The sequence below is a fragment of the Phaeodactylibacter xiamenensis genome, assembly GCF_965229835.1.
GTDB lineage: Bacteria > Bacteroidota > Bacteroidia > Chitinophagales > Saprospiraceae > Phaeodactylibacter > Phaeodactylibacter xiamenensis.
The window spans coordinates 3,698,899-3,724,578 of record NZ_OZ245931.1 but is presented as its reverse complement, the minus strand read 5'-3'; the positions used below and the strand labels follow the sequence as shown (position 1 = coordinate 3,724,578).

The following is a 25,680-nucleotide window of genomic DNA, read 5'->3' as shown; positions in this document are numbered from 1 at the left end:
CGTAGAGCCTTTTTGAGCGCAATTCGCTTCCTGATGCTCAAAAATTAACATTCTTAGGCGGAGGTTTCGGAAAAATGGGAGATGCAATGAGCATATGACCCTAAAATCCGTTGTATAATAAATTACTGAAAATCAAAAAGTTAAATATGAAAAGGGACGGAAGTCGCATATCAACTCACGAACACGAAGATATCCTGTCATGGGCAGAAGCCCGGGAAGCCCGGCCAGTCGAGGTGCGCAACTTCGATGGGGAGAAAATTAACGACCGGGTCCGGTTCCGTTTTCCGGGAGAGGAATACCCCGATGAGTCTGACCTGGAATGGGATCAGTTCTTCGACATCTTCGACCGCGAACAACTTGAATTTCACTTTGAGGATATCGCTGATGAAGCATTGGAAAACAGGAATGTCTATCAATTCCGGCCACGGTCTTATTGACACGGTGCTTTCAAAATATTAGTTTGGTTTAGTCGATCAGGTGTGTGGCATTGAGCTGCGCACCTGATTTTTTTATCCCGCCGGCTATTTCTGCTGTAGCCACTGCTGAAGCTGATCGAAGGCTGTATTCATTTCCGGGCAGCAGGCTCTGACGAATCCTTCATCGAGGGGTTTGTCTTTGTAGGTAGTGCGGGCGAGCTGAAGGGCCATCGCGCCATCGAAGTCTACGTACGACAGTCTGGCCGTCAGTTCTTCAGAAGGGCGGCCAAAGTCATAACTCGGGAGCAGGGCGATGCCGGTATCTTCCAAAAGGCGCTCACAGAGCTGCCCGCTGTTGCTGATCCCTTTATTACTCAGGTTGCTTTGGTAAAACGCAAAATTGGGGAACAGATAAAAACCGCCTGCCGGCTTGGGTGCAAATACCCGCATTTGAGTCAGGCGGCTGTGGAAGTGCCGGCCTACACTCCTGAGGATGCGCTGTGCATCCCGAAGATACCGGTCAATTTCCTCGTGGGGGCGGAACGCTTCCACCGCCGCATACTGTATGGGTGCACTGGTAGAGGTAAAGGTTTCGCTGGCCACAATAGCCATGGCATCAAGCAGCCACCGGAGTTCTTCTGGAAATACAAACATGCCCAGCCGCCAGCCACCTGCGCCACACCACTTCGAAAGCCCGCTGCTGATGATGGTGCCCTCGGGGTAGTACCTGGCTATACTGACGTGCTGGCCGGAGTGGTGGAGTTCCCCGTAGATTTCATCAGACAGCAGGATAACCTTGTATTTTCGTGCCACCTCTGCGATTTTCTTTAGCCGGTCTGCGGTGTACGTGGCACCGGTGGGGTTGGCCGGGTAGTTGAGAATGACAATGCGCGGGCGCTCAGGGTCAGTCTCACAGATGCTCTCCAGTTCCTCCGGTGTCAGGCGCCAGTCATTTTCCTGATGGGTTTTTACCCAATTGACCCGCCGCCCCAGAATGATAGCCTGTGGAGAATAAGAGACCCAGCTGGGTGTCGGAATAACCAGGTCGCCGTAATAAGCGAGTTGGAGAATGAAGAGCAGTTCCTTTGAGCCTGGCCCGATGAGCACATCCTCGGCGGTCCGCTTTATGCCCTGCTGCCGCTCGTAAAAGCCGGCAATAGCCTGCCGTAGAGCCGGTAAGCCTTTTACCGGAAGGTAGTCCTTCTCATGGGCGTGCTGCCGCAGGCTTTCCACTACGGGGTCCGGTACCGGGAAAGGGGACTGCCCAAAGCCCAGTTTGTACACTTGCCGCCCCTGCTCCTGCAGTTCGCGGGACTTTTCGTTGATGGCTAAGGTTGCGGATTTCTTCAGCCCCCGGATATTGAGGTTGAGGTCGATGCGGACATTTTGCCGTTTTGCCACGATGCGTTGTTATTGGTTTATAAGGTTCAAGTTATCAAAATATTGGAATAAAGAGCCCCTGAAGCGTCGTTCTATCCACACTTCAGGGGCATCATTGGCTGTCTGGCTTATTTAGTTCAGTGCGGCGCCCTGCGCTATGCCATTTGAAATGCTTTTAGACGGCTTAGTGGATTTTGCTGGCCGAATGATCGGATATTCTTCCTCAAAGAAGAACCGTTCCTTACCAAAAGCAGGGTAGAGGTCGTCCAGCCAAATCGCTTTAGGGTCGTATTTGGCAAAGAATGGCCGCGCCACCCAGTCCGGATTGCGCCCCTGCAAAAACTGTAGGGTAAAGACGCGCTCGCCAGCCACCTCGCTCACGCCTACGATGTGTACTTTGCCGGGGCCTGCCGACATCGACGGCCCGCGCACGGTCCGTGCAACGCCACTGACCCGCTGATACGCTCCCCGGAAAATGCGCCAGGCGCGTTCAAGTGACACCGCGAAGTAGTCCTGAGCGCCAGTATCCCGGGCGACAAAGAAGTAATACGGCACACAACCCAGTTCCACCTGCTCCTGCCACATTTCAGCCCAGGCATCCGAGTTGTCATTGATTTTTCGCATGACGGGCGATTGTGTGCGGATCACGGCACCGGTATTGAGGATGCGGTCAATCGCGGTCTTTACTTCATCGGTGCGCAGTTCTGCGGGCGCATTGAAGTGGCCCATGAAGGCAATATGCAGGCCTGCCTTTTTGGCTTTCTCAAAAACACGCAGCAGCTCATCCGCATCATTGTCCTGTGTGAAACGCTGCGGCCAGTAGCCGAGCGCCTTGGTGCCAAAGCGGATGGTGCGGAGGTTGGGCAGCTTTGCCTCAATCAGCGCATCAATGTAGGCACTGATGATTTTGGTCTTCATGATGAGCGGGTCGCCCCCTGTGAACAGGATGTCCGTCACACGCGGATGAGCACGCAGGTACTTAATGACCAGCTCAGTGTCCCGCATAGCAAACTTCAAATCGTTCATGCCTACAAACTGTGGCCAGCGGAAGCAAAACGTGCAGTAGGCATGGCAGGTCTGCCCCTGACTGGGGAAGAAGAGCATCGTCTCCCGGTATTTATGCTGTACACCGGTGAGCTCAGTGCCATCAATCTGCGGCATATTTTGAGAGCGTTGCCCGGCCGGGTGCGGGTTCAGCTCCATTCTTATTTTGTTAGCGATCAGCTTGAGTTCAGGTTTGCGTGCACCGGCGCGGATGGCGCTCGCCATTTCTTTGTAGTGTTGGGGTTGCAGCATGTCCCTTTGCGGGAACGTCAAAATATAAATAGGATCCTCCTGGTAATTGTTCCAGTCAATCAGTTGCTCAACAACATAATTATTGGCTTTAAAAGGCAGGACATTGCCCACGACCTCGATATCGAATAGCTCTTCTTCGGAAAGGTGTTGTTGCAACTGAGGGATTTCCCGGAAGTTCCGTAAAGTATAAGCGCTGTATTTTTCCATGGCTCCTTAAATTTATAGGTGGTACAAAGGGTTGAATCAGGATAGTAGGATATTGGGGAGCCGGTTATTCTGGAGGGATGTACATGAATTTTTGTCCGCCCCATGTACAATGACGGCTTAGCAGGTAAAAGAGTCTGGTTTTGGAATGCATCATACGCGATTTGTTTATGGTGTTCAGAAAAGGGTATACGCTGTTGCTTAATTTGCTCATTTGACAACATGCATTAAGCCAGTGAGGCCTGCCAGGCAGGTTCACCGATGCTTTTTGTTTGCTTGGGGCAAGGGCCTGGTGGATGGGGCCGCAACTGCATGATCAGTTAACCCCGATAGCTGTTGGAAGGCAATAGCAAAGACTCCGCAGGCAAAAACTAGCAGTTAATTTGGGCTAGTCGTACCAGGCACTTATTCAGCAAATTATCCTATAGGCTGTTGCTGTAGCGGAAGGAGCCTGGAGGCGATATAATACGATACCCTGTTGATGCCCTAACATTCGGCTTCATGCAGGTGGCAGACTAGTTTCGAGGCGCTGGAAAAGCACAAACGGTCACCGGCTGCAAAGACATGCAGCGTTGAGATTCGCATGAATGGTGTTTTGAAATGCTAAGGACAGGGAATGAACCCTCTAAGCTCCATTAGTGATTCACAAGATAAGAAAAATACTGGATATTTTGGGACTGAATCCGTCCCATGTGTGTATAACAAATTGCACAGCTATGCCGCTGCGACAAGTTGCTGGATCGTACTCCACGCTCCACTTTTACGATAGCACCGCAAATCCGCGATGGCTTGCGCCCCATCAACCGTCCAGCGTTGGCCGGATAATTTGAGCCGCTGCTGCAAGACACTACGATGAGCGGCCTCTACTGGTCCAGAGCCGATGAGCAGCCCTTCATCCCTGTAGGTTTTGTACTGCATACGGTCTTCATGCTCTTCGTAATAAGATAGCAGTTTCGCCTTAGCTTCCCGGGCTTCGTGATTTCTCGCTCTGAGGCAGCTTACGTTATCCACTACCTCGTGCACTCTATTGGCTGAGAGTACTTCACACTGGCCAGCCACCCAGGCTTTGCGTTTTTCATCTACTCTAAACTGATGTTTTGCAAAGAGCACCAGTTTTTCTTTGGCGTGATAGAAGTCTAATATTTGACGGGCCCCAGGGAAGTTGTCCTCGGCCCAACGCCATATCCATGGGGCTCCATCTCCCAAAATGACCTTTTTTTGATAGGGTACTAGATGGCGCTCCAGTTTAGGGAAAAACTGGTCGACACTGCCAAAATGGGACACATAGACGGATTGGCGTATTTGTCTGCGCTTGGCCGACAGTTGTACCACATCTTGGTGTTGAAATATGCGGCCGAGCTTAATTTCTTTCCAGCTCTTTTCCTCTCGTGTAGGGAGCATCATGCCATCCATCATCACATAAGTAGGCGCTTGCTCATCAGTAATTTCTAAACTGGGTATGGCCCCTTCCGCATCCGCGCTGACCAATGGGCCTACTAAACTGCCATAGTGCATACAGACACGCTGTATTTGCATACCAGATAAGTCTAGCCTAAGCAGTTCTTCCAGTGTCTCGCTAGCCTGCTCGTAAACACTGCCCTGTCCTAGCAGGCAGCACAGCTCCCGCAGGCGCTCACTGAGGGCAAAGCGTTTTGTGCCTTGGCATAGCACGTGGTTTTTAGACAGCGTAAGCTGCCCAAAACTTGTCAAGACTTTTTTTTAGCGTTGCGGCTCTTTGGCAGTGGCCCATCTTGTTGGGTAGCTACCTTTTGGGCAAATTGGCGGGCTAAATCTAAAACGCTATTCTCATAAGCTGACGATGAGGTCGCGTTGGCTTGAGATTGCAGAAAGTCGAGTAGCTCGGCACGCATGCCACTTAGTATCTCGTCGGCAACTTGTTCTAGCTCGCTCGGGGTGGGGGTTGGCTTCTTCATACTTTAAAGATAGCTAACTTGTGCAATTTGTTATACACACCCGTCCCATTGAGAGCGAAAAGGGGTTGCACCGTGCGGGAATATGGTGCACGGTGCGTAAAAGATTCCTGAAAGTGTGCTTAATGACCGCACGTTGTAAGGTGCGAAAAGCGCTTTTGATCACTTAAGTATTGGGGGGCGTTAAGATTAATCTTCGTCCTCCTCGTCATCTTGCAGGCGCAGGTCCTGCTCATCGACATCCGTATCGTCGTCATCCTGCATGCCTTCAAGGCTGATCATATCGCTGTCAATATCATCGACATCGATATCATCATCATACACACCATCCACGTCAAAATCATCTTCATCGTCCAGGTCAACGGGCCGGACTGGTTTGGCGGCAGTTGATTTCCGGATCACGCGGGTAATCACCTTGTTTTTCGGAGGTTTAGGTGTTTTGCGCTTTGGCTCTTCGTCTTCATCGTCTTCAGGCGTACTTAGCGGACGGGTAGACACCGGAGGCTGGGTTTTAGCCGCCAGGCTTTTCGTAGTGGTTGGTACCGCCCGCAACCGCTTTTTATCGATAAGCTCGCCGGTGACGGTGCAAATGCCGTAGACTTTATTTCGAATTCGGATCAGCGCATTTTGCAGGTCCTGAATATACCGGCGCTGACGGATGGCCATATTATTAAGCATTTCGACATCGCTGCCGGTGCTGCTGTCATCCATCCAGTCCACACCGTGATCATCACCGGAGTTTTCGGCAATTTCCAGTATTTGCTCCTGCAGGGAGCTCAGCTGAATTTGTGCTTTTTCGAGCTTGGACTCAATGAGTACTTTGAATTCTTCAAGCTCAGCATCGGAGTATCTTACAACTGTATTAGCCATTATTCTAAGGTTTGCTGATTAGGGATAACCGTTTTGCCTTTATTTTGCGGGTGCAATCTGAAGTATTCTTTTGAAATAATCAAGCATTATTATCGAATTATAGCCCCGCGTTATTCTAAATGTACGCTTAACATACAAAGTTTGCAGCACTTTTTCCAGTATCGTAATTTTGTCAAAAATAATATGACAGACGAAGGCTACATCAAATTTTCGGCTGATTGGCAGCATGCACCGCCTTTTCCGGCAGCAGCAACCGCACAGCTTAATGCCTTTCGGCAAGAGCTTTACGAAATGGGACTGATTGGGGCTTATGAGAATGGTATTGGTTTCGGGAATATCAGTTGCAGAGCGGAAAATGGGGGATTGTTCTATATTTCGGGTTCAAAAACGGGCAACTTTGCAGAGTTGGATAGCCGCCACTACGCTTTGGTCACTGATGTGGGGGCTCCCGAAAACCGCCTCAGCTGTACCGGTCCAATCATTGCGTCTTCCGAGTCTATGAGCCATGCTGTGATCTATGAAGAGTGCCCCGATGTGAACGGTGTGATCCATGTCCATGACTTCCATCTTTGGAAAAGCCTGATGCACGAGGTGCCTACTACTGAGGCCTCCGCACCCTATGGCTCTCCGGAAATGGTGGAAAGTATTCGTAGGTTACTGGTGGAGGCCGACCTGAAAGCATGTAAAATCTTTGTGATGGAAGGACACGAGGAAGGTATTTTTACTTTTGGGAAGGACCTTGCAGAAGCAATGGCCGTTCTGAAAGCCTACTTATAAAAAATGCCCCCGCGACGACGGAGGCACTTGACATACAATTAGAATCCCATGATAAAAAGTTACACCACTTTTGTGGTGGAATTGCGTTCTTAACAGGTGTTGGATAAACGTCTGCCTCCCTGGTATAATTGCATAAAGCAATAGGAATCTGGCGGGAAAATACGTTTTCGGGACAAACGCAGGGGTGTGTTATTTAAGAACGCTATCTTTAGCGTATATTGTTACTTCTTTTGCATCTCCCGTCAAAATGAAGCACACTCATTATTTTATCAAAATCCATAAAACAATTGCATTATGTCTGTAAAGGCGAAATACCAACCCGTACTCGACCTCGGCGAAGAGCTCAATATTCAGGATGGCTACGTTGAGGAGCTGGATGGCGTGCTCAAGGTAGGCGGTACAGCAAGCACTCAGTACCATAAAAACCTGCTTTGGGATAAAATCAAGGAAATTGGCGGCGAAAATCCTTCTGATATTCAGGCGGACATCAAAATTGCCACTGAAGACTATTTCCACAAGCATACTGTGAAAGGTGGGGACAGCCTTTCTAAAATCGCGAAGCACTACTACGGCGATGCGTCTAAGTACATGGTGATCTTCAATGCGAATACGGACCAGCTGAAAGACCCTAACCTCATCCATCCGGATCAGGAGCTGACCATTCCTTTCCCAGCTTAAGGTGCGGTGAAAATTGCAAACAGAGCAGGCTGCGTACTCCTTGACGTGCGTAGCCTGTTGCTGTTTAGGAAAGAACCGTCTTCAGGATGCTATGGGCGTTAATCTCCGGAAAGTTGTCAATATGATAGCGGTAGAAGGCCAGCAGTTTGTCGAGCAAATCCTGGCGCATCTGCCGGCCGATCCTGACGTTATGGCACTGGGCGTAGTCGCACCGCAGCAATTGATAAAGCACCTGGCTGGTAACGATGTCAAGGTACTGGTGGCTGGTCGCTTTGCTGCTAGCGAACAAGCCTTCCTGCAGATCAAAGTATGGCGTTTCCTCTGACCATGCTCCTCCAGGGACAAAGCCCAGGTGAAAGCTCAGTTCCAACAGGAAATGAAGATGTAGATTGGCGATGGGCAAAGCGGTCTGGTCCAAAAACTGAAAGGTGCGGAACAGGAACTCAAACAACCGGGGGTTCTCCTCGGGCTCCCGGATCGACTTACGGGCAACCTCTGCGATGAACAGACCCACAGCACTTTTGTGGACCTCGAAGGGCAATGACTGGTACACCACTGCGCTTTTGATCTCCCGGATCCGGTTGAGCCCTTTTTCACTTTTCTCGTAAGCTACCATATCAACTAGCGACATGACCTGCAGCAGCCCCGGGCTGATCCGGGCATTTTTTCGCCTTACGCCCGGCACGAGATAACTGCGCATGCCCCGCTCCTCCGTGAAAATATCCACTATTACGCTTGACTCGCTGTACTTTATTGATCTGAATACAATACCCCGTGTCTTGATCAGCACGCTTTCAGGTTTTTAGGCAAGGTACGCCAATTCATCGAAAAACTATCCGGGCTCATCCATCTAACTGGACTGGTGCAACCTTCCGGGCTTACCTTCGTCTATATAAAAAAGCAACAGCCTTACCCGTTGTTGTGAATCACCCGACTTAAAAGAAAATGATGAAAACCCTATTCCTGACAACCCTGTACATGGGGTTTAGCTTCGTGGTATTGGCATCGGCTGACCCTTCGCCCGCTAAACCGGAATCCTGCCTTGTAGCTCCTGTTCTTGCAAAGCACTTGCCTAATGGTGTTTGGTTGGGGACAAGTGCCGATGGGCAAAAGCTCTCGGTTGTTTTTTATGAGAATGGTGTCGCGCAGTGGAACGAAGGCGCTGGTCAGGTTCCTGAAGTTGCCTTATATGGCTGGGAGGTCATACCTGGCGTTGGCGGTTGTGCATTTTTGCAGATGACAGGACAGGCGTCTGGTAACACCTATAGCTATGCAGTAGATGTGAAATGCAATCAATTACAGTTGATCGCTACAGATTTTTCAGCGCATTCCCTGAAACAGATTAAAGCCGGGAATGGTGAAAAATACAGGCAGCTGCTTAGCGGCGCATGGGGCAATACCACTTACCCGTTTGAAGTCTCCCGCCGCAAAGCGCCTGATATGGAAGACGCTTATCTGCAATACCAGTTTTCTGAAGATGGTACTTTTGTGCGTAAACTCGGCAATGGCAACCGGAAGTTAGAGGAAGCGGGCTCGTATTTGGTCAGCGATGATGGGCATTATGTGCTGTTGCAATTTGATAACAGTTGCATCACTGTGGTAGCGCTGAAGTACCTTCAGTTAGACGAGTTGGTGCTGCAACATGTACTCCGCTGTGAAGACCCGGCCTTTGCCACGGGTAGAAAAGACTTCTACTTCAATAAGTTATAAAATACATTTCCTGTTTTAGAATTTTGGCTTGGCCACGGAGGATATTTTCCTGCCGTGGTCATCTTTTTTGGCAGAGCTGCTATGGTGTCCTCGAAAACACCCTGACCAAGTCATCCGCTTCTTTTTCATAAACCCTGTTTCCCTGATACCGGACCTGTACATCTGAATTGATACCCCCTCTCAATACCTGTTCCTGTAAAGTTTCCGGATTGTAGGCACGGACACGGTGGTCGCTGTACAGGACCAATTTCCCATCTTGTAGTTGCAGGGACACCACATCCGGGTAGGGGAGGAGTTGATGGAACTGCCCGAAATTATCAAAGACATAAACACCCTGCCCTGGACAGTTGAGGTACACGATATTGTTATTGGCTAGTAGTTGTGTCGCTATTGGAGGAGCATCAAGCAGCGAGCTCAGGTTATCGCTTTGGATCAGCACTTCGCCATTTTGGCCCACCTTTTTCAAACGGAACGCTGCCTGATCATAAACCCAAATGTTGTTGTCCGTAGCCAGCCCGATCGCCGTAGCATTAAAAATCCCCGCGGTGAAGAGCTCGAGTACTGCGGTTTCATTCATGGTTCGGTCTAAGGTCGCCACCACTTGCAGCTCCGGATAAAACAAAAGCAGATTAAAAGGATCAGTAGGGTCAATATATTGTAAAGTGCCCCGGGTGTTATTATTAAAATGGAATTGCTCCCGCCCATCCGGCCCGTATTTATGCACCCGGTTATTTTTATCAACTACATAAACATTCTGTAACTTATCAGTAGTAAAGTCCCGACAAGGCGTTGACAAAGTATGCAAGTGCCTTTGAATGCGCCCCGTATCAAGAACACCCACTCCCTCACTGCCCCACTGCCCACTGCCCCACTGCCCACTGCCCCACTGCCCACTGCCCACTGCCCCACTGCCCACTGCCCCACTGCCAAACTGCCCCACCGCCGACTCAAAACCTGCCCACTGCCCCACTGCCCCACTGCCCACTGCCGAACTGCCCACTGCCAAACTGCCCACTGCCCCACTGCCAAACTGCCCCACCGCCGACTCAAAACCTGCCCACTGCCCCACTGCCCCACTGCCCACTGCCAAACTGCCCACTGCCCCACTGCCAAACTGCCCACTGCCAAACTGCCCCACCGCCGACTCAAAACCTGCCCACTGCCCCACTGCCCCACTACCCACCAGAAAACTACCCACCACCAAAAACCCGACCTTCTTCATTTTCAAAAAAAGCTAAATTGACAGAATCACCATCGAAGACAGCGTAAGAATTACTGAAGAGCCATTCCCCCAGATTAATATAACGGCTGTACCCGTTCTTTAGCGTGTATTCGATAGGAAGATGCCGGTGCCCGAACACGAAGTAGTCGATAGGCTCCCTTTCCAGCTTGCGGTTAGCGTAGGTGATCAGCCATTCCCGATCCTCGCCCAGAAAATCTTTTTCTTCGGGGTGGTCCGCTGCCCGGCTGCGTTGTGACCAGAAATTAGCCAGCCCAATTCCAAAGTTTGGATGTATACGCTCAAACAGCCATTGGCACGCTGGATTAGCAAAGACTTTCTTAATGCGCTTATAGCCATAATCACCAGGTCCCAGCCCGTCACCGTGCCCAATCAGGAACTGTTTGCCCATGATCTCCCGGCGGATCGGTTTGCGGTAGGTTGGAATACCCATTTCTTCTTCAAAGTAGCGGAAAACCCACATGTCGTGGTTGCCAGTAAAAAAGTAAATGGGAATACCCTGATCGCGCAGCTCCGCCAGCTTTCCCAAGAGCCGTACATACCCTTTAGGCACTACCGTCGTGTACTCAAACCAAAAATCAAATACATCCCCCACCAGGTAAATCGCTGCCGCATCCTCACGGATATACTCCAGCCAGCGGACAATCTGCTTTTCCCGCTCACCACTCGTCAAACGGCCATCAATACCTAAGTGAAAATCAGAAGCAAAGTATACTTTTTGCATAGGCTATCATCTACCCCCACAAAAGTAAGTAAAACTCCCCAACTGCCCACTGCCCACTGCCCAACTGCCCACTGCCCAACTGCCCACTGCCCAACTGCCGACTAAAAAACTGCCGACTAAAGAACTGCCCACTGCCGACTAAAGAACTGCCGACTAAAGAACTGCCGACTAAAGAACTGCCGACTAAAAAACTCCCCCACTCCCCACTAAAAAACGCCCCAACCCCCTACTGCTTCTCCATAACCGTCCCACAATTATCACAGGTCCGCAGCTCCTCCGAGCCCATGAAGTTCTGAATAGCCGCCTTCAACTGCGCAACGATATCCTCAAGCGGAAAAGACTCCTCGTGCAATTTATGGTTGCAATTTTCACAGAACCACATAAGCTTGTCCATCTCACCATCCCGGCGGTAGCGCTCAATGACCAGCCCAATGGTATTCGCAGGGCGTTGCGGTGAATGTGGGATACGCGGCGGCAACAGGAACATTTCGCCTTCTTTGATAGGAATTTCTTCCGGATCTCCACCTTCATTGATGATCTTCAGGGTAATGTCGCCTTCAATTTGGTAGAAGAGCTCTTCCCCCTCTTCCCAGTGATAATCCTTACGGCCGTTTGGGCCCCCCACCACCATGACAATGTAGTCATCGTTGCCTTTATAGACTTGCTGATTGCCCACGGGAGGCTTAAGAAGGTGACGGTTGTCATCTACCCATTGCTGAAGGTTGAAAGGTTTGGCTAGTGGCATAAGTTAAGGTTTGTATGAAATTCTTTAAATTTAGCCGGAATATACAAAACACACTCCATGAACTTAGATTTGAAAGGAAAAAATGCGCTCGTCTGTGGCAGCAGTAAAGGAATTGGAAAAGCCGCCGCTTTTGAACTGGCAGAGTTGGGCGCTAACGTAACCCTGGTTTCCCGTTCTGCTGATAAGATGGCAGCCATCACCAAGGAAATGGCACGGGTCAAAGGGCAGCAGCATGACTTTCTTGCTGCCGATTTTACCGATACCGCTGATCTGCGAAAGAAGGTCCGGGGGCTCACCGCCACCAAGCCTATCCACATCCTGGTCAACAATACCGGTGGTCCTCCCGGCGGGCCGATTACGGAGGCAGAACTAGAGGAATTCACCAAAGCCTTCACTACACACCTCATCTGCAACCACCTTTTGGCGAAAGCTGTACTCCCTGGCATGCGCAAGGAAGGCTACGGCCGCATTATCAATGTGATTTCCACTTCCGTAAAGGCACCATTGCCTGGCTTGGGCGTGAGCAATACAGTACGTGGAGCCGTGGGCAACTGGGCTAAGACCCTCGCCAATGAAGTGGGGGCGGATGGCATCACTGTTAATAACATCCTCCCCGGAGCCACCAACACTGGCCGCCTGCAGGAAATCATTGAGAAAAAGGCCCTCGCAACCGGAAAGTCTGTAGAGGATGTAACGGCTGCCATGCAGAGCAGTATCCCCCTGCAGCGCTTCGCAGAACCCGGAGAAATCGGCGCTGCCATTGCTTTTCTGGCTACACCTGCGGCTGCCTATATCACAGGGGTCGCACTGGCTGTGGACGGGGGACGCCTCAAAAATATGTAACAAAAAAGTCACCGAAATGCGTTGCTCTGTAGTATTCTTTTTATTGTCTCTGCTGCCTGTTGCAGGCTTAAAGGCACAGCCTGCTACAAATCACCAACTATTGTGGGCCATAGACGGTCCGGATCTACCGGGGACTTCCTATCTGTACGGGATGGTATATCTGGAAGACGAGCGGGTCTTTCGCTTCAGTAATGAAATTTGGGATAAGCTTTTGGAGACAGAGGTTTTGATATCCGAGATAGACCTCGAGACCTTTATTACCTGGACACGTGAAATCGGCGTTGATGAAAGGCTGACCCCCCGCTTGAAAACCGTGATGACACCGGAGAAAATCTTTCAGCTTGATAGTATACTGCAAGCGGCAGGCTATCCTCCAAATCCCAGGCTGGCAGATCAATATCCTTCCCGGATTCGTGACGAAATCAGCAATTGGTATAGCCCTTCCGGACTGCGAGGGCGAAATATTGATCTTGCGACGCTTTTCTTTAAGGTAGCGCGGAGCCTGCGCCTTACTGTAGAGCCTCTTGATGATATCGAAGCCTTTAACAGATATGCCGTAGCCGACTTGCAGGCAATTGTCGCTGGAAATATAAAGGTGCCGCCAAGAGATTCAGGGGCACTGCAAGACAGTCTGTATGAAACAGGCATTGCAGCATTTCAGTCCGGAGATTTGAGCCGCATTCGGGAGGTTATGCCCAAAGAGGGACTGAATAACGCCTTCAGTAGCTATCGGGTCGGGTCCCGGAGCAAGAAGTATGTCCGGCAACTATTACCCATCCTGAAAAGTAAGCCTGCCTTTATCACTCTGGGGGTAGGTATGCTGGCTGCAGAGGAGGGAATCCTTGGCCAGTTAAGGGCAGCAGGGCTGACGGTGAAGCCGGTAAAAGTTACCTTCGATGGTGCGGGGCCCGCTCCTCCGGAAGGGGAAGAGCCTGTTCCTGTAGTCAACTGTTATACCGATAGTATAGCTGGTTACCGGTTATGCACACCTGCTTTCTCATATGAAGAGCCGGCGCCGGTTGATTTAGATGCCTACATACAATATGACTTTTGGGGCTTTGATTACCTGAGCAAAACTAACTATATAAGTGCTCATATTGACGATGCTCCGCTGGGTGGTAAGCCTATGGCGAAGTCGCTGGCCAAAGCTTTTGCCCTGAACTTAGGGTGGGAAGCAGGGCCATTAAAGGAAATAGCCTCGAACCGGTACAAGTGTTGGGCAACGACTCAGCAGGGCGGTCAGTTTGAAGTCCGGCTCATTCAGCGGGATAAACAGTTTTTTATCCTGGCAGCAGGGAGGGTTGATGAGGAAGTGCCAGCTATCTATACGAAGGGCTTTTTCGAAAGTTTTACCTTGTTGCCACCGCACCCGGAAGCCTATTGGTTGCTGTCGGCACCGGAGCTGGGTTTTGAGCAGAGGTTCCCCCGCCGGCCAGCCTATTATTATTCAAGTCAACCCTGGCCGGAGGATTCCCTGAAGTATTTCCGGTCCCATACTTACAGGTGGACGAGTGCCGACGAAAAATGGGATTATATAACGAGCGTCAAAGATTATCCGATTGGGATTACGGTGCTTAATACCGGTGAACTGCTGGATAATAGCGAGCGCGAGATACGATCTTTATTGGAAGATGCAGAGGTCTCGGTGGATACCTTCCCAATTGATGGGTTTCATGGCCGGCAGATGGTATTGCTTCAGGACGAAGTGCGATACGAGTGGAAAATGCTGATTCGTGGCAGCCGGTCTTATATACTGTACGCCAATGCGCCCGATTCCGCACCCAAAGATACACTGAATGCCTTCTTCCGTACCTTTAAGCTGATGCCTCTATCGGATTCCTCCTATCCCCTGCGGCGACTGAAAAAGCACAACCTTTCTATCCGAACCCTCCCCATACTCCATATTCAAACAGAAGAGGTCGCTCCTGACGACCATCCGTTGATGGATATGGTGTACTATTACATGGAAGACACACTCAGTGCCCGGGACATGTTTGTGCAGGTGAAATCCCTTGACCCTTATATTACGCTGGATCAGGAAGCGCTGGCATCAGAGCTGGCCTTTAATGCAGGAGCGTATTTGGAATCTCCAAGACTACTTTTTGCAAAAGACACCACTGTACTTGGGTACCCCGCTCTGTGGCTGCGTTTAAAATTGGTGGCTGGGGTTGGTGTTGAAGATCAGCTCTTGTTTTTTCATGGCCCCTACTTTTATTATATCTGGCATGAAACGGGCACAGATGAGGAAAGGTGGAAGGAGCTATGGGCGTCTATTCAGCCTCTACAATCGTTTCCGCCTGATTATTGGCAGCAAGACAAAAAGAGTGAACTGGTTAAAGATCTGGGGAGCCAGGATCCGCATACTCGCCGGTTAGCTATGCGGAGCCTTGACCGGTCTATGCTCACCCGGGAACAACTGCCTTTGATCTATGAGCTGCTGCGGCAGGGCCTGCCTGAGGACACTATTAATGAAGTACCGCTCCGGTATCAGTTGATTCGGGAGTTTCAGTATAATCAGGACGAGCACACCCTGCCTTTTATCGACAGCTTGTTCCGTACAGCCCCGCCTGAAGAGCAGAAAGAATTATTGCTGGTTTTAGGTAAAATCAAATCCCGGGAAAGCTACGATCAGTGCCTTGCTTTGGTGGAAAGGTTGGATCAGGATACTACTGCTGCGTCTCTTGATTTCGGAGGGCTTGCCATCGTACTAAAAGACAGTACAGCCTTACTTTGGCCCCATACCGATCAATTGTTGAGGCTGCAAAAAAAGCCGGCAGTGGATGAGCTGGCTTACGAGCTTCTCTATCACCTTGTGCTTTCTGATACAACGGAAGGATTCGCAGAGCGGCTCCAGCCTTATCAGGGTTTCTATCTGGAGCAGGCACAGCTTATTTTGGAAAAGGCAAAAGCTAATACCATTCAGGATACCCTGACCGCTCTGGAGTCTCCACGACTGTCGCAGCTCTATAATTTGTGCAGCTTACTAGGGGAGCTTCCACCACAACCGGAAGTGGATACTTTCCTGAATGAGGTGTTGCAAGCCGGAGCCCCTTTTTTAATGCCTCCGGCAATAGATGGCCTACTGATGCATGGTGCACCTGTGGATAGTGTTCATTTTGCAGTGCTTCGACAGTATCCTTACTATTGGGGCAACTTATTACATATGCTGGATTACGAAGGCCGTCTTGAAGTCATCCCTTCATCCCTGTATTCTCCTGAAAGTATGGTCAAAGCGTATGCTTACTTCAAATTTGGGAATGATGTGGCACCGCTGACTGGCTTCGACTGGTTTGATGAATTGCCATTTATAAGTGAGGGGACCGTTTACACCTTGTATTACTTCCTGTTCGAGCTGGAAGGGTACGAGGGGACTTATATGGGGATCGGAGGCGTGCCCAATGATGCTCCGCCCAGCGCTGCCCCTTTCTTTTTTGACTACTCAGGAACACCTTACGATGGGTACAACAGTGATGCACTAATAGAGGAAATATTACAAAACTGGTAATGCCGTTTTTATGGTAAGCTTGGTTAACTTGGTGGAAAAATGCGATACTGGACTTTTGTTATTTTAATGCTTCTCTTTATGGGCTGTCAGCAGGAGAAGCCTTCCGCTGAACCGTCCCGCTTTCAGCCTTTTACTTATGAAGACTCTGAGTTTATCGGGCCGAAAAGCGGGCAGGTGTACCTACCTCCTTCCTACTTCACAGATACGCTGCGGCAGTACCCGGTGCTCTACATGATGGACCAGCAGAACCTCTTCTTTGACAGCCTGGCCTACGGTGGTGCAGCCTGGCAGATCCACCGCACTACAGACAGCCTCTCCTCAGCAGGGCAAATGCCTGAAGTCATTATCGTTGGGGTCAACCACGCCAGAGAAAAACGTTTTCAGGAGTACCTTCCTGAAAAGCCTGCGGCCCGCTTCGATAGCCTGCTTGAAGCGCGGGTGGGCGGCACCGCCTTTTCTGATGCTTACCTGAAGTTTCTCACACAGGAGCTGAAGCCTTACGTCGATCGCACTTACCGCACCAAACCAGGCAAGGGGCATACCTACATCGGTGGCTCAAGTATGGGAGGGCTGGTATCTATGTATGCGGTGTGCGAGTACCCGGAGGTTTTTGCTGGTGCCCTCTGCCTGTCTACGCATTGGCCGGTTTCCCTGCAGGATGACACTCCGGAGGCAGCTCAGGTCATCATTGACTACTTTGCCGCCCATTTGCCGAAAGGCAAGCGCTGGTACTTCGACTACGGCACAGAAGGGCTGGACCAATTCTATGCGCCCTATCAGCAACAGGTAGACTCCATCCTGCAGGCGCAGGGCTATCAGGCGGGGCAAAACTGGATGACACAGGCTTACCCCGGTCACGACCATAACGAGCGCTACTGGCGGGAGCGGGTGCATTTGGGGCTGCGTGGTGTTATTCAGGAGTGAAATTCTGCAAAAAATGCCTATTTTTCCCAAAATCAAACTAATGACCGATTACATGCAACGTCTGACAATCCTGGCGCTCCTGACTCTTTGGAGTGCCGCTCTTTTCGCCCAATCTCCCCTGCAGCGCGTAGAGCCGCCCAACTGGTGGGCTGGTATGCATAACCCTGAGCTCGAACTCCTGCTCTACGGAGACAATCTGGCGCAATACAAAGCTGCCCTGAGCGACTACAAGGGTGTGAAAATCACCTCTACGGTGCGGGTGCAAAACCCCAACTACCTCTTTGTCAACCTGGAACTGGCCGAGGGCGTGGAGCCGGGCATTTTTCAGGTGCAGCTGCTGGATGGCAAAGATGTCGTGGCCTCCTACGATTATGAACTGCGGGAACGCGAACCGGGATCTGCCCTGCGCGAGAGTTTTACGCCGGCAGATGTCATGTACCTCATTACTCCAGACCGCTTCGCCAACGGCAACCCTGATAACGATGCGGTGGCGGGCATGATGGAAAAGCCCAACCGCGACTTCAAAGGCGGGCGCCACGGGGGCGACATTCAGGGCATCATCGATCAGCTGGATTATATTGACGATATGGGCTTCACGGCGATCTGGCTCAATCCGGTTTTGGAAAACGATATGCCTGACTACTCCTACCACGGCTACGCAGCCACGGACTTCTACAAAGTGGATCAGCGCTTTGGCAGCAATGAAGAGTACCTCGACCTCATTCAGCGGGCAAAAGATAAGGATATCAAGATCATCATGGATATGATCCTCAACCACTGTGGCTCTGAGCATTGGTTCGTAAAGGATATGCCCACGGATGACTGGATCAACTTCGGAGGGGAATACGTCAATACCTCCCACCGCCGGAATACCGTGCAGGACATCCACGCTTCGGAGTACGACAAGCGCATGTTCTCCGATGGCTGGTTTGTGGAAACCATGCCGGACCTCAATCAGCGCAATCCGCTGCTGGCCACCTACCTCATACAGAATACCATTTGGTGGATTGAATACTCCGGCCTTTCCGGCATCAGGATGGATACCTACCCTTATCCGGATAAAGACTTTATGACAGAATGGACTTGTGCCCTGCGTGCTGAATACCCCAATTTCAACACCGTAGGCGAGGAATGGGTGACCAATCCGGCTATCGTATCCTACTGGCAGGAAGGCAAGGACAACCACGATGACTATACCTCCTGCCTGCCTAGCCTGATGGACTTTCCCATTCAGTTTGCGCTTACGCAGGGGCTGGTACAGGAGGAAAAGCAATACGGCAGCGGGCTCATCGAGCTGTATAAAATGCTGACGCAGGACTTCCTTTACGCGGATCCCTACAGCCTTGTGACCTTCCCGGACAATCACGATATGGATCGCTTCTACACGCAGGTGAACGAAGACCTCGACCTCTTCAAAATGGGCGTTGCTTACATTCTGACCCTTCGCGGTACACCTCAGCTGTACTACGGCACCGAGATACTAATGGACAATGAAGGCTATCCGGGCGACCACGGTATCATCCGCACCGACTTCCCCGGCGGCTGGGCAGGCGATGAGGTCAACGGTTTCACCGGCAAAGGCCTGACAGAAGACCAAAAAGAAGCCAAGGCCTACATCAAAAAGCTGCTCAACTGGCGCAAAACCAACGAGGCGATCCACCATGGCAAGCTCATGCAGTTTGTGCCGGATGGCGGCTTCTACGTCACCTTCCGCTACACCGACACTAGTAAGGTCATGACCATTCTCAATAAAAACGAGGACGCCACGCCTCTGCAACTCGACCGCTTTGCAGAAATGCTGGGCGGTACCACGCAGGGCAAAGACGTAATGACCGGGAAGGCCTACAAAACTTCAGGAACCATCAATGTACCAGGCAAGTCAGCCATGATCCTGGAAATCGAGTAACCCCCTATACGGTTAGCTCGTAAGGATTGGCGATGGTTTTCCGGCCGAATCGGCGGAGCAGTTGGGCTTCATTGTTGATATCCAGGTGCTCCGCTTTGATGATTTCCCGGACACGGGGCTGACCTAAACCAGGAATGCGGATCAGGAAGAACGGCCAGAGAGACTTACTTTTATAGACCTTGTTCAGGTCGGGGAAACCTACGATAGGATAGAATTCATCAGACCGGGCTTTGAAGTCCTCACTGTAGGCGAAGGTCCATACGCCTTTCTCACAGCTCAGTTCTCCTACTTTCAAGTCCTTTAAGTATAGGGTAAAGCGCTGCTCTTCCTCTTTGGGGAGGTGGAGGTTAGAACCGGTGGATTGGTCCTTTTGGAATAGTTTGCGCAGCTTACTAAGTAGCCCTATCATGGTTACGAAATTGATAATACTTCCTTGTGTTGGCTAATGTGAGCAATCGTTTGCTTGAGATAGTTAGGGTTAGAGAAAAGGCTCCGCTTACGGTCATTCCAGCTATTGAGCTTTTCCTGTATAAAACCAAATTCAAGTGTACCGTGTTCCTGGGCAATAAAATCTACAGAAGACAACAACTCAAGGGAGAAGTCAGCGTAATAACCATTGAGAAAAGCCTTAGTCTTTCCAGCGATTTCAGTTAGTGCTACGTCCTGTTCCATGTAGGCCTTAACATCTTGATAGCCTTCTCCGATAAGTGTCAATGGGGCAAAAGGTTTTTTGCTCATGTCACTGTAGCCCATAAGGTAACTCCCATTCAGCTTATTCAGGAGAAACCGGACTTTTCCAGAGTAAGGCCCGTAAAAGTAGGGCTGGTACTCCAATTTCAGGTGTTGCCGTGCTCCAAATCGCTGAAGGAAGTAACACACTTTTTCGCTGGAAAATTCAGATACGTATTCGCCTTGGCTTACCAAGTCGTAGAGTACGCTTAGTAGGAGGGCTCGGGAGGGGGTGAGTATCTTAAATATCATGTGTTTTATGTAGAGGCTTTCTTATTTTTGCATATATTTTGAATATTGGATCTGAAAATCTTACATGTCTTTTATCTCTAGAGAAAGTCAGAACAGGAGATATTTCAGTGCTATTTAGCAAGGTATCCATGTATTGTGATGGCTTAGTAAGATCATAAATTTCTCTCGCTTGATCATATATGTCTTCTATTAAGATGTAGTTCTGTTCTGCTAATGCAAAAAGCTTTAACATCAACTCTGTTTCAGAAGATGTTCTACATAGCGAGCAGTATCTAAATTCTTGCGTTATAGATATTTTCCCTTCTGTTAATCGCTTTTTTATATGATCATATGTTTCTAGAGTTGCTATTTTCCTTTGTTTTTTAAAAGTCTCTAAAAGTAATTCTTTGCCCAGTAGGTGAATGAAATATGGAAAGCCTTCAGAATCCTTGATCATAGCTTCTTCGACTTCTTTTTCAAATATAATCGCCCCTTTTAGAGAGTCAATAGCAACTTTGATGATTTGTCTTAACTCATTAGAAGGCATTGGGTTAACCAGAATATTAGTTATTTGCCTTCCAATTGATGAATGGTTTTCGATTAATTCTTCAACGTTACTACCTATTCCAACTATACCAAATTTTACAAATTTTGAAGTACAAGATTTTATCAATGACGCAAATCCTGTTTTATCACTTATTATATCAAATTCATCAATTAAAATAAGGAGACCATCCTTTTTTTGATTATCCTTTTGGGTAGTTGAAAGTGCAAGTCTAAATTGCTGAATCAAATCATCAGAAATATGAGTTTCAAAAGTTTTCTCATCTTCTCTATGAACGTCACCTTTAAATACACCTCCATTCACTCCGCCAGCTATTTTGTTCTTTTCTTTGAAAGAGGCTAAACGTTTATCTCCATTCTTGTTGTGATGAAAAATAGATGAGTTTTTATCATCTCCATATAGAATCCTTTTAATCAGTGCAGGAATATCTTTTACAAATTCATCACAACTTACTAAATGGACAATATAATTGAACCCTTTTCTTGGGAGTAGGTATTCCAAGTGAAGGTTTTTGGGAAGAGTTTTATCTCCCTCTGCAATTAACTTAATTTGATTGGCAATAGATGATTTCCCAATTCCTCGTAGGCCAAAAATTGAGATAAATGCACCATCCGTTGTTAAGCTTAGTATTGCAGACTCAATTTCTTCATACCTACCTATAAACTTTTTGGGATCAGTAATTTCTATAGATGGAGAGAAAGCGGCGTTGATGTCAGTAATATCTATTTTCATAACTTGTTTTGAATGTTTATCACCCCTATTAACGACATTGCGATTACTGCCTAGGTCGTAGTAATCAATGGAAAAGTTGATTGCTAAATTTAGATCGGATTAATAAAAATGCCCCCAAGCAATTAAATGCTTTTACGAGTTTATCAATGTTTGGTTACAAAAAAGATCAACTTTTTTGTTTAAAGCAAATAAAGCATGGTTTTTGTGAACTACATTAATATTCTAACTCTACTAGTCTTTATTTCACCTCCACCTCCAAGAACTGACTAGTATCCACCCCCAAAATATCCACCACCTTTACCATTATGCGATACTTGCCAGGCTTTCCATACACGCGGGGCACTGAAGTGAATTCCAGCGTCCGGTCCTGCTTGGTGCGGAAGCTCTGCCACTCATTTTCGAAAATGTAGTTGCCCGTCCACTTCTCCTCTGCGGTGGCGTCCTCAGCTTGCAGGCGGATGATCTCTTTCTTGCTGTCGTAGTCAAAGTCCACGCTCCAGTAGTCGATCCAGTCGTGCCACTCGGTGGTGAGGGGCTCGCGCTTTTGTACGCCGTTTTTGTCTTTGCTCACTTTGATGGTTTTGCCCGTTTTTTAGCCGCACTCGGATTTTTTTGAAAATGATTCATAAGCGCGTATAGATATATTATTGCGTAAAATAGCAAACTATTATCCTTTTCTTAAGGACAAGGGAGGGGAAAGTTGCCCGACTCTTGTAATGCGAACGGTAAGTTGGTTTTTTATAGTCACTTTGGTATAGGTCTGATCCTGACAGCTATTGGAAGCGACCCAATTTGGAGCTAAAACCCATTTGCAGAGTGGTTTTTCCAGCTCTCTAACTCCTCCTAAAAACAACAAAAGCGGACCCGCCCACGCGAATCCGCTCCTGTCATTTTTTATTTTAGCAGGTAGACTTTTAATCCACCACAATCATGCGCTGTGTGGCGCGGTCGTTGGCGGTTTCTACGGTGTAGAACAGGACGCCGCTGCCTTTCAGGTCGGTGCGGTTGAGCTGCCATTGCTGCTCGCCGGCATCGTAGTCATTTTCCTGTACCAGGAGGACCTTGCCGCTGATGTCCGTTACGGTTAGCCGTGCCCATCCAGCCTCCGGCATGCGGAAGTTGATGAGGGTGGACTCCCGGAATGGGTTGGGCTGGTTCTGCTGCAGGGCAAAGCCGCTCGCATCAGCGCCGGCACCTTGCTCAAATACTAAGCCAAGGTTAGATACCTGCAAGCCATTACTGTAAGCTTCTGCCTTTACCTTCTGCTCGCTCAGTGCCAGTGCTTCGCTCAACTGTACCGGGCGCTTGGCCTGGAAGGTGAGGAAGAAGAGAGGCTCCTCTGATTTTACTTCAAAGCCTGAAGGTTTAACCCAGCTGTTGGTGATTTGACCTTCCTCTTCGAAGATGCCAAAGTGGTCTTCGGTCAGGTTAGTCAGGCTGCCTGGTTTCATGCCCTGAAAGTCCAGCATGTCCGTATCAAAGTCGAAACCGAACTGGTAGCCTTCCAGGTTGGCAATAGCGGCTGAGGTGACCGGGATGTCATAAACCTGCCCGGCTTCAAGCTTCATATTTTGCATTTGGAAGAGAGTCAGGCTACGCTCACCCACTTCACCGGAGTGGAAACCATTAGGAATGGCATCGCCGGTAACGTCCGCAACTTTAACCGCAATGAACTGCAGGGCCATATCTTCAGAGAGGACATCCTCTACTGTAATGGTTTCCGGGAAGTCTTCCCCCTGCGGCTCGTCCGTCTGGAATTCATATTTGGCATCTACAAAACGCCAGGAGAAGTTGTTGGGGAAGAAGTTAGCTTGTCCCAGGATGACCCGGCGGATGTAAATTTGGTCCAGTACTGTAATGGTGCCGCTACGGTTAACGTCTGCAGCAATTTGCTTGTACGGGCTGTCCAGGTTAATGACACCAAGGATGTGCTGCTGAATACGGATAAGGTCCGCTGTAGACACACCGTTGGTGAGGTCATCGTCCCGTTCCATGCCGATCATCGTTACATCACATGCCGGTACGCCCCAGAAGTCAAAGCGGCCTTCGTCATTGGTCATGAGGTTCATCGGGCCGGTGGTGTTGATGACATTCACCATCACGGAAGGAACAGCCTCGCCGGACTCTGTGACTACCTCGCCGGTAATATCAGAAGTCATGTGGTCACAAATCTCATCGTGGCTCATAGCTTCGAACACCTTGTCCTGCATCAGCTTGATGGTGGTATTCTTCATCAGCACATCGTGCAGGGTGGTATTTTTGATCCAGTCCTTTTCAGCATCGGTTAGAACGGGGTCGTTTTCGTAATAAAAACGGTCTCCGTCCCGCAGGTTAGTGAATTGTACCTGGAGAACACGATTGAGTGTTTGCCCAAGGATGGACCCGGGTGCAGGCTCTTCTGCCAGCATGCCGACCCATGGGTCGAGCTCATCAATATTCCCATACAAGCCGATTAGCCGTGCATACACTTCCTGATCGTTGTTGATCTGCTGGAAGAAAGAGTAGCGATTGAGCCCAAAGTTTTGGCGGATGGTGTTGAAGTCGGCCACGCCACGCTCCCGGGCCCGCTGTATATTGATGGCTACGAGGTCAAGTCCGCCTGAGCCCGGAGGGCCAAAGAGGAAGTTGCGGACGTCGTCGACTACCTTGGAGTCAAAGTTCTGCATCTTCTGTTCGCCCATACCCTGGAAGAAAGGCTCCAGTCCAAGCTCCATTACGGGATAAGGATTGAAGAAGGCATCGCGAAGCAGCATATGGCCTTCAGGAATCTCATTGCCGTTCTCATCTACGCGCAGCAACTGACTGTTGAGCAGGGTATGCCCAAGTCGGAAAGCAGCAGCGGTGAAGACATTGAACAACTGTGGGTGGACGGTTTCATCATAGCCCTGATAAGGTTCCAGTTGAACGCCCATAGCAGGCAGCCATTCGTCATAAACGATGGACTGAATCAAGCCGCCTACCAGCTTGCGGGCATGCTGATAGAGCTGCTCATCGTTCCAGTCCGGATGCTCCTGTGCCAGTTCGTCGCACAGCCGGTTGTGCTCTCTTACAAAGAGCGCATGGAAGGCGAGCAGCAATGGGTTCTCGCCGGCACGGGGGTCACCACATACAAAGACTTTCTCTGTCAGGCCAACAGGGTTGTCCATATGTGGCGTGTTCGGGTCGATAGGAGCGTCGTATTCGCCGTTGAAAGTATTGAAAGGTGGGAGGTTGCCAGAAGACACCTTCAGTTTGCCCTTTTCAAAGCTCCGCAACCAGTTCGCCCGGAATTCATCAGATCCGTAAACACCGGAACCATCAATAAACGCAGTGATTTCGTTTGGATGGCGGCGTGGGTTGAAGGTATTGGTGCCGGTGGAAGGATCAAATACATTGCGGACCATTGGTATAATAGCCTGACCGGTGTTGAAGGGGTCAAACATAGGGTCGCCCTGAGGTACGCTGATGTTCATTGGCTCTGTACCATCGGGGGTGAGCCCAAAATCGTGGTCAAGAAACTGGCCAAAAGCCCAGATAAAATCGCTCAGTTCAAATGGGTCAAAGAGGGGGGCTCCCTGAGAGAATAGCGAATTACTGACTCGCCGTGGGTTAGGCCGGTTGGGCCCTGCAGGTTCGTCAATGAGGTTTTCGTAGGCCACCTGATTACCGGAAATAAGCAGATTAGTGTGTGCCTGCCCCCAATCCGGATTGTTCGGGTTGTTGAAGGAGCCATCGTAGGTCCGATAGAGGTCTACATTCAGCGGCTGCGCGAATAGTGCCGTTGAGACCAGGACTCCAAGTAGCATTAATTGTAAAGATCGTCTTTGCATAGTGCGATAGTTTAGCTCATGGGTATTTATGACTTATACCTCTGTCAAAGTAACAATGAATCAATAACACAAAATTTCAGTTACTGCCAAAATTTAAGGGAGCTGTAACCTGTTTTGGGTAGATGACCAGACTTATTTGTTTTGGTATGCAGACGAGTCAACGCAACAAAGCTCTGTACGCTGTACTTTGATTTAGCCTCTTGTTAAGGCTTATTCAATATAGTTTACGAGGGGGATTTTTAGACTGTTGCAATCTGAGGCGAAAATAACTAAATATTTTAGATATTTCCACCTCTTGCCTTCAGATTGTATGTCTGAATTTGGTTAAAAACAGAATTAGATCAACTCTGTTGTGATAGCGGCGGCTTTTTTGCCCTGATTTTTCACTGAAATGTTAAATTGTATTAATTTACACAACCGAATTTCCTGCTTAGCGAATAAATCCTGACCAAAATCGGTTTAACA

At 49.4% G+C, this 25,680-nt stretch carries 22 protein-coding genes; 8 read left to right on the top strand and 14 right to left on the bottom strand.

The genetic code is table 11. From position 1 onward, the window contains the following. Positions 1-146: 146 nt before the first annotated feature. A complete protein-coding gene (locus tag ACO08I_RS13955; protein WP_044217070.1) occupies positions 147-437 on the top strand; it encodes a hypothetical protein in 291 nt (96 codons plus the stop codon). Positions 438-521: 84 nt separating this feature from the next. Here the strand turns inward: ACO08I_RS13955 and ACO08I_RS13950 are convergent, their stop codons facing one another. From ACO08I_RS13950 to ACO08I_RS13930, 5 genes are all read right to left on the bottom strand, one after another. Next, entirely contained in the window at positions 522-1,817 is a 1,296-nt protein-coding gene (locus ACO08I_RS13950) for a pyridoxal phosphate-dependent aminotransferase (protein ID WP_044217068.1), read from the bottom strand. A gap of 111 nt (positions 1,818-1,928) precedes the next feature. Then, a complete protein-coding gene (locus tag ACO08I_RS13945; RefSeq protein ID WP_044217066.1) occupies positions 1,929-3,299 on the bottom strand; it encodes a KamA family radical SAM protein in 1,371 nt (456 codons plus the stop codon). 711 nt (positions 3,300-4,010) lie between these two features. Then, positions 4,011-5,006, bottom strand: coding sequence for a UPF0236 family transposase-like protein (locus tag ACO08I_RS13940; RefSeq protein ID WP_081969018.1), 996 nt, complete (start codon positions 5,004-5,006; stop codon positions 4,011-4,013). Then, a complete protein-coding gene (locus tag ACO08I_RS13935; protein WP_044220747.1) occupies positions 5,003-5,230 on the bottom strand; it encodes a hypothetical protein in 228 nt (75 codons plus the stop codon). Before ACO08I_RS13935 ends, ACO08I_RS13940 begins: the two co-directional genes overlap by 4 nt. Positions 5,231-5,416: 186 nt before the next feature. Then, a complete protein-coding gene (locus ACO08I_RS13930) occupies positions 5,417-6,097 on the bottom strand; it encodes a TraR/DksA family transcriptional regulator (RefSeq protein WP_282777739.1) in 681 nt (226 codons plus the stop codon). A gap of 183 nt (positions 6,098-6,280) precedes the next feature. Here ACO08I_RS13930 and ACO08I_RS13925 point away from each other — a divergent pair, with 183 nt between their 5' ends. Next, positions 6,281-6,874 carry a class II aldolase/adducin family protein gene (locus tag ACO08I_RS13925; RefSeq protein ID WP_421949624.1) on the top strand — a complete coding sequence of 198 codons (594 nt, stop codon included), beginning with the start codon at positions 6,281-6,283 and terminating at the stop codon, positions 6,872-6,874. Between the two features lie 294 nt (positions 6,875-7,168). Further along, positions 7,169-7,552, top strand: a complete 384-nt coding sequence (locus ACO08I_RS13920; RefSeq protein WP_044217061.1) for a LysM peptidoglycan-binding domain-containing protein — start codon at positions 7,169-7,171, stop codon at positions 7,550-7,552. Between the two features lie 64 nt (positions 7,553-7,616). Here the strand turns inward: ACO08I_RS13920 and recO are convergent, their stop codons facing one another. Next, positions 7,617-8,342 (bottom strand): DNA repair protein RecO, encoded by a 726-nt coding sequence (recO, locus tag ACO08I_RS13915; RefSeq protein WP_282777735.1) that lies wholly within the window; start codon positions 8,340-8,342, stop codon positions 7,617-7,619. Between the two features lie 155 nt (positions 8,343-8,497). Between recO and ACO08I_RS13910 the strand changes: the two genes are divergently transcribed. After that, the gene (locus ACO08I_RS13910) at positions 8,498-9,262 is read left to right on the top strand and encodes a hypothetical protein (protein ID WP_282777733.1); all 765 of its coding nucleotides are present in this window, start codon (positions 8,498-8,500) and stop codon (positions 9,260-9,262) included. 79 nt (positions 9,263-9,341) lie between these two features. On the opposite strand, the gene ACO08I_RS13905 is transcribed toward ACO08I_RS13910, so the two are convergent. From ACO08I_RS13905 to ACO08I_RS13895, 3 genes are all read right to left on the bottom strand, one after another. Further along, complete coding sequence (locus tag ACO08I_RS13905) at positions 9,342-10,484, bottom strand: hypothetical protein (RefSeq protein ID WP_421949623.1); 1,143 nt, start codon at positions 10,482-10,484, stop codon at positions 9,342-9,344. Then, a complete protein-coding gene (locus ACO08I_RS13900) occupies positions 10,453-11,226 on the bottom strand; it encodes a UDP-2,3-diacylglucosamine diphosphatase (RefSeq protein WP_421949622.1) in 774 nt (257 codons plus the stop codon). Before ACO08I_RS13900 ends, ACO08I_RS13905 begins: the two co-directional genes overlap by 32 nt. Before the next feature lie 226 nt (positions 11,227-11,452). Next, positions 11,453-11,971, bottom strand: coding sequence for a 3-hydroxyanthranilate 3,4-dioxygenase (locus ACO08I_RS13895; RefSeq protein ID WP_282777727.1), 519 nt, complete (start codon positions 11,969-11,971; stop codon positions 11,453-11,455). A 57-nt stretch (positions 11,972-12,028) separates the two neighbouring features. Here ACO08I_RS13895 and ACO08I_RS13890 point away from each other — a divergent pair, with 57 nt between their 5' ends. Genes ACO08I_RS13890 through ACO08I_RS13875 form a run of 4 tightly spaced genes read left to right on the top strand, consistent with a single transcriptional unit; the run spans position 12,029 to position 19,149 of the window. Beyond that, entirely contained in the window at positions 12,029-12,814 is a 786-nt protein-coding gene (locus tag ACO08I_RS13890) for an SDR family oxidoreductase (RefSeq protein WP_282777725.1), read from the top strand. A gap of 16 nt (positions 12,815-12,830) precedes the next feature. Continuing rightward, positions 12,831-16,319, top strand: coding sequence for a TraB/GumN family protein (locus ACO08I_RS13885; protein WP_421949621.1), 3,489 nt, complete (start codon positions 12,831-12,833; stop codon positions 16,317-16,319). Positions 16,320-16,358: 39 nt separating this feature from the next. Then, the gene (locus ACO08I_RS13880) at positions 16,359-17,243 is read left to right on the top strand and encodes an alpha/beta hydrolase (protein ID WP_421949620.1); all 885 of its coding nucleotides are present in this window, start codon (positions 16,359-16,361) and stop codon (positions 17,241-17,243) included. Positions 17,244-17,283: 40 nt separating this feature from the next. Further along, positions 17,284-19,149, top strand: coding sequence for a glycoside hydrolase family 13 protein (locus ACO08I_RS13875; protein WP_421949619.1), 1,866 nt, complete (start codon positions 17,284-17,286; stop codon positions 19,147-19,149). A gap of 4 nt (positions 19,150-19,153) precedes the next feature. On the opposite strand, the gene ACO08I_RS13870 is transcribed toward ACO08I_RS13875, so the two are convergent. The 5 genes from ACO08I_RS13870 to ACO08I_RS13850 all read right to left on the bottom strand — a co-directional run bounded on the left by ACO08I_RS13870 (position 19,154) and on the right by ACO08I_RS13850 (position 25,215). Then, a complete protein-coding gene (locus ACO08I_RS13870; RefSeq protein WP_421949618.1) occupies positions 19,154-19,558 on the bottom strand; it encodes a HipA N-terminal domain-containing protein in 405 nt (134 codons plus the stop codon). 2 nt (positions 19,559-19,560) lie between these two features. Further along, entirely contained in the window at positions 19,561-20,130 is a 570-nt protein-coding gene (locus ACO08I_RS13865) for a hypothetical protein (RefSeq protein WP_421949617.1), read from the bottom strand. Next, positions 20,120-21,406, bottom strand: coding sequence for a hypothetical protein (locus ACO08I_RS13860; protein ID WP_421949616.1), 1,287 nt, complete (start codon positions 21,404-21,406; stop codon positions 20,120-20,122). Before ACO08I_RS13860 ends, ACO08I_RS13865 begins: the two co-directional genes overlap by 11 nt. Before the next feature lie 238 nt (positions 21,407-21,644). Further along, a complete protein-coding gene (locus ACO08I_RS13855) occupies positions 21,645-21,977 on the bottom strand; it encodes a DNA methyltransferase (RefSeq protein WP_421949615.1) in 333 nt (110 codons plus the stop codon). Between the two features lie 343 nt (positions 21,978-22,320). After that, positions 22,321-25,215, bottom strand: a complete 2,895-nt coding sequence (locus ACO08I_RS13850) for a peroxidase family protein (RefSeq protein WP_282778200.1) — start codon at positions 25,213-25,215, stop codon at positions 22,321-22,323. Between the last annotated feature and the right edge of the window lie 465 nt (positions 25,216-25,680).

What these genes read in the sequence shown, in the direction of transcription:
- ACO08I_RS13955 (WP_044217070.1), top strand. Translation starts at nt 147, where the DNA reads ATGAAAAGGGACGGAAGTCGCATATCAACTCACGAACACGAAGATATC.
- ACO08I_RS13945 (WP_044217066.1), bottom strand. Translation starts at nt 3,299, where the DNA reads ATGGAAAAATACAGCGCTTATACTTTACGGAACTTCCGGGAAATCCCT.
- ACO08I_RS13935 (WP_044220747.1), bottom strand. Translation starts at nt 5,230, where the DNA reads ATGAAGAAGCCAACCCCCACCCCGAGCGAGCTAGAACAAGTTGCCGAC.
- ACO08I_RS13930 (WP_282777739.1), bottom strand. Translation starts at nt 6,097, where the DNA reads ATGGCTAATACAGTTGTAAGATACTCCGATGCTGAGCTTGAAGAATTC.
- ACO08I_RS13925 (WP_421949624.1), top strand. Translation starts at nt 6,281, where the DNA reads ATGACAGACGAAGGCTACATCAAATTTTCGGCTGATTGGCAGCATGCA.
- ACO08I_RS13920 (WP_044217061.1), top strand. Translation starts at nt 7,169, where the DNA reads ATGTCTGTAAAGGCGAAATACCAACCCGTACTCGACCTCGGCGAAGAG.
- ACO08I_RS13910 (WP_282777733.1), top strand. Translation starts at nt 8,498, where the DNA reads ATGATGAAAACCCTATTCCTGACAACCCTGTACATGGGGTTTAGCTTC.
- ACO08I_RS13905 (WP_421949623.1), bottom strand. Translation starts at nt 10,484, where the DNA reads ATGAAGAAGGTCGGGTTTTTGGTGGTGGGTAGTTTTCTGGTGGGTAGT.
- ACO08I_RS13900 (WP_421949622.1), bottom strand. Translation starts at nt 11,226, where the DNA reads ATGCAAAAAGTATACTTTGCTTCTGATTTTCACTTAGGTATTGATGGC.
- ACO08I_RS13895 (WP_282777727.1), bottom strand. Translation starts at nt 11,971, where the DNA reads ATGCCACTAGCCAAACCTTTCAACCTTCAGCAATGGGTAGATGACAAC.
- ACO08I_RS13890 (WP_282777725.1), top strand. Translation starts at nt 12,029, where the DNA reads ATGAACTTAGATTTGAAAGGAAAAAATGCGCTCGTCTGTGGCAGCAGT.
- ACO08I_RS13885 (WP_421949621.1), top strand. Translation starts at nt 12,831, where the DNA reads ATGCGTTGCTCTGTAGTATTCTTTTTATTGTCTCTGCTGCCTGTTGCA.
- ACO08I_RS13880 (WP_421949620.1), top strand. Translation starts at nt 16,359, where the DNA reads ATGCGATACTGGACTTTTGTTATTTTAATGCTTCTCTTTATGGGCTGT.
- ACO08I_RS13875 (WP_421949619.1), top strand. Translation starts at nt 17,284, where the DNA reads ATGACCGATTACATGCAACGTCTGACAATCCTGGCGCTCCTGACTCTT.
- ACO08I_RS13870 (WP_421949618.1), bottom strand. Translation starts at nt 19,558, where the DNA reads ATGATAGGGCTACTTAGTAAGCTGCGCAAACTATTCCAAAAGGACCAA.
- ACO08I_RS13865 (WP_421949617.1), bottom strand. Translation starts at nt 20,130, where the DNA reads ATGATATTTAAGATACTCACCCCCTCCCGAGCCCTCCTACTAAGCGTA.
- ACO08I_RS13860 (WP_421949616.1), bottom strand. Translation starts at nt 21,406, where the DNA reads ATGAAAATAGATATTACTGACATCAACGCCGCTTTCTCTCCATCTATA.
- ACO08I_RS13850 (WP_282778200.1), bottom strand. Translation starts at nt 25,215, where the DNA reads ATGCAAAGACGATCTTTACAATTAATGCTACTTGGAGTCCTGGTCTCA.